The 1,868-nt window shown below is 69.5% G+C and carries 1 protein-coding gene and 1 pseudogene; both read left to right on the forward strand.

Going from position 1 to position 1,868, the window contains the following annotated elements; translation table 11 throughout:
• On the forward strand, positions 1–1,662 hold a 1,662-nt coding region (locus tag HUK84_RS16665; protein ID WP_176641277.1), incomplete at its 5' end, for a GspE/PulE family protein.
• A 15-nt stretch (positions 1,663–1,677) separates the two neighbouring features.
• Positions 1,678–1,868 (forward strand): annotated as a pseudogene (locus tag HUK84_RS16670) (hypothetical protein); the annotation flags it as partial.

Consider the following 1,868-nt stretch of genomic DNA (forward strand, 5'->3'; position numbering starts at 1 on the left):
ATCGAGCGCGCGCGCCGCGCCGCTGAGCAGGGCGGCGGGCGGCTGGACCGGATCCTGCTGCAACTGGGCCTGGTGTCCGAACGGGAAATGGCGCAGAGCTACGCGGAATTGCTGGGCATTCCCTTGGTGCCGCCCGAACGCTACCCCGAGGAACCGGTGCTGGCGGACAGGCTGGGCGCGCGATTCCTGCGCGACGTCCATGCGGTGCCCCTGGCGGTGCGGGACGGCGTGCTGTCGCTGGCGCTGCACGATCCGCTGGACGGATTCACGCCGGCTTCGGTCGCGGCCGCCACCGGCCTGCGCGTGGCCTGTCTGGTCGGCGTGCCGATCGAACTCGAGGCCGCGCTCGATCGGCTCTATCCCCGCGCCGAGGACGACACGGTCGTGCCCGAGGATCACGACGCCCCGCTGGAAGACGATGCCGAACGGCTGAAGGACCTGGCGTCCGAGGCGCCGGTGATCCGCCTGGTCAACCAGATCGTCAGCCGCGCGGTGGAAACCCAGGCCTCGGACATTCATATCGAGCCGTTCGAGGATCGGCTGCGCGTGCGTTATCGCTATGACGGCGTGCTGCATGAGGTCGACAACCCGCCGGCCCAGTTGATCCCGGCGATCATCTCGCGCATCAAGATCATGGCCCGGCTGGACATCGCCGAACGCCGCCTGCCGCAGGACGGGCGGATCAAGCTGGCGGTGCGCGGGCATGAAATCGATTTCCGCGTCTCCACCATTCCGTCGCTGTACGGCGAAACGGTGGTGCTGCGCGTGCTGGACCGGTCCAGCGTCCGCTTCGACTACGCCACGCTGGGCCTGCCGGCCGATATCGTCGCGCGCATGCGCACCCTGCTGGCGCAGCCCAACGGAATCGTCCTGGTGACCGGTCCGACCGGTTCGGGCAAGACGACGACGCTCTATACCGGCCTGTCGGACCTGAACGGCGTCACGCGCAAGGTCGTGACGATCGAGGACCCGATCGAATACCAGTTGGCCGGCATCAACCAGGTGCAGGTCAAGCCGCAGATCGGGCTGACCTTCGCCACCTTGCTGCGCTCGATCCTGCGCCAGGACCCCGACGTGATCATGGTGGGCGAAATCCGCGATATCGAAACCGCGCAGATCGCCGTGCAGGCCGCGCTGACCGGGCATCTGGTCCTGTCCACCCTGCATACCAACTCGGCGTCGGCCGCGATCATCCGCCTGCGCGACATGGGGGTCGAGGACTATCTGCTGACGGCAGTGCTGCGCGGCGTGCTGGCGCAGCGGCTGGTCCGGCGGCTGTGCGATGCGTGCAAGACGCCCTATGCCGCGCCCCGCGAACTGGTGGAGCGCTTCGACCTGCGCACGCTGGCGCAAGGTGCGGCGGCCCAAAGCGCGTTGAGCCGGGGCGCGCCGGACCAGGACGCCCCCGTCACGCTGTTCCACGCCGTGGGCTGCGCCAAATGCCGCCATACCGGCTATAGCGGCCGCCAGGCGATCGCCGAATTGCTGGAACCGGACGAGGCGATCGAACAGTTGATCTTCGCGCGCAGCGACCATCTGGCGATCGAACGGGCGGCGGTCGAGGCCGGCATGGTCCCGATGTTCACCGCCGGCCTGGTCGCCGCCCTGCGGGGCGAGACGACGATCGAGGAAGTGACGCGCAGCGTCCGGGCGGGCGCCTGATGGGGGTGCGGCCGCATGGCTGAATTCAGCTATACCGCCGTCGATGCGCAGGGTGCCCTGGTCCGCGGCACGCTGGAGGCCGAGACCGAGGACGCGGTCCTGGCCACCCTGCGCCGCCAGGGCCATATTCCGATGCGGGTCGGCGCGCCGGCGCGCTTCGCCCTGTCGGCCGGCCTGGGGACTACCACCATCCTGGGGGCGATCGG

It is taken from the genome of Nguyenibacter vanlangensis (assembly GCF_013376155.1).
In the GTDB taxonomy this organism is placed as follows: Bacteria; Pseudomonadota; Alphaproteobacteria; order Acetobacterales; family Acetobacteraceae; genus Gluconacetobacter; species Gluconacetobacter vanlangensis.